The following is a 3,271-nucleotide window of genomic DNA, read 5'->3' as shown; positions in this document are numbered from 1 at the left end:
CGCTGGGTTCTTAGGAGAGCGGCACCTGGTAACAGGTGTCGCTTATCCGACCATTGTTCGGTAGACCTTTTACTCATTCATCTGCTGTTAATCTTAGTTTGCACTACTAAAACTTATCCGAGCTAATTGGTAAATCAGAATCTCTGTTATTAGGCGACATTTGGCAGCCCAAAATTCCCTTCATGTGACTTAGGTTGTTGATTGTTAATTGAACCAATATAAACGGTGTTGCATTATAAAATGATAAAAGACGACAATTTTTCGTCTAATCAGCGTTAGCTGTTTTCTGAAGTCTGACTGTTTATGGTGCTTGTAAACGAATATATTGAAATATATGGGGCGTTCATGGAAGGTGTTGTAGTAGAAAAAAGTAAGATCGGTGAAGTTACATATCTGCTCTATTGTAAAAAAGAGTCGGTAAATAATCCTTTAGTCATCATCTGTCACGGTTGGAGCAATGATAAATATGAAGGCTCTAATCTAGCTTTAAATTTAGCTCTTCAGGGTTATTCTGTTATCTGTTTTGATGCAGATAAACACGGCGAAAGAGATGATGGTAATGCTCAAAACTTTAGTAGCCATTCGAGATTTATCAAAAGAATGACGGGTGTTATCAAGCAGAACTCAGATGACATAAATACACTCATTGAGCATTATCAGGAAGATATAAGGATTGATCCATCGAGGATTGCGGTTGTGGGTATCTCTATGGGGGCAATGTCCACATTTTATTCTTTGACCAAAAATAAACGGATTAAAGTTGCGGTACCAATTATCGGTTCTCCTGACTTTGTCGGCTTGGAGAAGTTCGCCTTAGAAGCCGATTCAGTTAATAAGATTCTTAGTGACGATGAGAAGTTAGCTATTAGGTATATGGCAGAGATTGATCCATGTTTGTACCTTATAGAAAATGAAAGTCGCCCTATGTTGATCATAAATGGTGAGAAAGATGATTGGGTTCCTGCTAATTTCGCGAAGGACTTTTATGAAAAAGTGAAGAGTAAATACGATAAAAACAATACTGAAATTGAGTTCAATTTAGCTGATGAATCGCATTACTTTTCCAACGACATGCGAGATCATACGATAAAATGGTTGAATAAAAATTTGTAGGCTAAAAGGTAAATCTGTAGCAATAGACAGCCATACAAACGCTTAAGGTTTCAAAGTATTTTTCTAATCTGAACGAAACGGTTTAGAGCAACACACCTAAAGCGTTTTGTCCAAAATCTTCACGGACTGAACTTTACCCGTGGCACTTTCTAACTCAAAAGTGGCCCAAAATAAGCTTAATTAATAACACTATGGCTTTCATTATCACAATTTTGGCCGACTTATTTCTAATACGAGCCTTATGAATTACGGTGTAAGCTCAAACCAGCCCATAACCCAGAAATAAGAGGCGATTGCTAACCTCTTATTCGGTAAAACGGGTGATTTTAATTAAAGTAACTTGGTTACACTCGATTGATTAGTACTATCGTTAACTTGATATCCCAAAGCTCGAATTTGCTCTCGGATTGTGTCTGCTTCATCATATCGCCCCTGTTGTTTCAAACATTGACGTTGTTCAGCGAGCTGTTGAACTTGTTTGGGGATTGTTAACTGTTCAACCTTATCAAGGTTAAGGCCAAATACTTGATCAAAATAAAGTAGTGTCGCTTTTTTATTGGCAGGCTCTATGGAACTATCAGTGACCTCCCATAATAAGGCGAGTGCTTGCGGCATATTTAAATCACGGTTGATACGTGCAAGAAATTCAGCTTTGAACTGGTTGTCAACGTTACCACCGTCAGGCATATCAGTGATTTTCTTTCTTAATCTACGCAGTGCCTTTTGTGCGCCATTCAACCCTTCCCAAGTAAAACTGAGCTGGCTACGATAGTGACTGGTTAAGGTTAAATAACGATAAGCTAAAGGATCATAACCTTTGTCGATTAGGCTTTCTAAACGCAGTGTAGAACCCGACTTAGATATTTTCTCATTGTTAATATTTAAGAAGTAACCATGCAACCAAAAGTTTGCTTGTACATGTCCGTTTTTAGCTTGGCATTGTGCAATTTCATTGGTGTGGTGTATAGGAATGTGATCTTCACCACCGATATGTATATCGAAGGTTTCTCCCAAGTACTTCTCTGCCATCGCTGAACATTCAATATGCCACCCTGGGAAGCCATTTCCCCATGGACTTGTCCACTCCATTTGCCGTTTCTGTTCGCCAGTGAATTTCCATAGTGCAAAATCTGTAGGATGCTTTTTCTCCGCCATATCAACGCGAATGCCAGCTTCCAAACCTTCCTTATCTAATCGCGCAAGCTTTCCGTAGTCGGGTAACTTCTCTGTATCAAAATAAATACCATCACTGGTTTGATAGGTATAGCCTTTAGCTTCGAGTGACTGAATAAACGAAATCTGCTCTTGAATATGATCAGTTGCTCGGCAAGTGATAGAAGGTTTGAGAATGTTAAGCCTTTCAAGATCAGTAAAAAATGCGTCTTCAAAAAAAGTAGCAATATCCCAAGCTGATTTTTCTTGTTTGCGTGCACCTTTCTCCATCTTGTCTTCTCCAGTGTCACCATCTGATACTAGATGTCCGACATCGGTTATGTTCATGACATGATTGACTTGATACCCATTGATCTGTAGTACGCGTTTTAGGACGTCAACGAACAAATAGGTACGTAGATTACCGACATGTGCATAGTCATAAACGGTTGGGCCACATGCATAAAGGCCAACCTTACGGGGTTGAATCGTATAAAACGGACTCAGTGTTCTATTAAGGGTATTAAAGAGCTGGAGTGTCGGTTGGGCCATAAATCATATCCTTATAAATACAAAAAGGCCGTGGATGAAAACATCAACGGCCTAGGTAATAGTGCGATAGGTTTGCTACGTAATAGCTACACGAAAACGGCCGTAAATAAGGTATTTACAGCAACAACATAGAGTTTGAGTGGAAGTAGTTATTAGCGTCATTTTTTAAATTAAAATAGATGATTAACAAAAGCAATACATTTATTCGATGATTATGTTGAGCATCATCGTTGGTAGTAATGGACGTCACCTGCACTATCAAAACAGGGGCATTAAACTTAGCTACTTCCCATACTATTAGTTATCCATGAATTGCTAATTTAGCTGAAGCTATAGCTCATTTCTGTCCAAAGCCTTCCTAGGCTGAATTTTTACCCGTGGTACGTTCTACCTCAGAAATGCCCCAAAACCGTTTAGAGTAAATACTCCTTCGCATTCTATAAATATGATTTAC

Annotated in this window: 2 protein-coding genes; one reads left to right on the top strand and one right to left on the bottom strand. The window is 38.8% G+C overall.

Annotation, left to right across the window (positions count from 1 at the left end; all coding sequences use genetic code 11):
• The first annotated feature begins 345 nt into the window (after positions 1–345).
• A complete protein-coding gene (locus tag ACED28_RS22920; RefSeq protein ID WP_102269895.1) occupies positions 346–1,113 on the top strand; it encodes a S9 family peptidase in 768 nt (255 codons plus the stop codon).
• Between the two features lie 330 nt (positions 1,114–1,443).
• On the opposite strand, the gene cysS is transcribed toward ACED28_RS22920, so the two are convergent.
• On the bottom strand, positions 1,444–2,817 hold the full coding sequence (cysS, locus tag ACED28_RS22915; protein WP_371710829.1) for a cysteine--tRNA ligase: 1,374 nt from the start codon (positions 2,815–2,817) through the stop codon (positions 1,444–1,446).
• Positions 2,818–3,271: the final 454 nt, after the last annotated feature.

It is taken from the genome of Vibrio sp. 1F253 (genome assembly GCF_041439295.1).
Lineage (GTDB): Bacteria > Pseudomonadota > Gammaproteobacteria > Enterobacterales > Vibrionaceae > Vibrio > Vibrio tasmaniensis_A.
The sequence above is the reverse complement of the archived record's forward strand: the minus strand, read 5'-3'. Positions and strand labels throughout refer to the sequence as shown.

Bases quoted from the DNA above. Each gene is read 5' to 3' on its own strand.
- cysS (WP_371710829.1), bottom strand. From the start codon at position 2,817: ATGGCCCAACCGACACTCCAGCTCTTTAATACCCTTAATAGAACACTG.
- ACED28_RS22920 (WP_102269895.1), top strand. From the start codon at position 346: ATGGAAGGTGTTGTAGTAGAAAAAAGTAAGATCGGTGAAGTTACATAT.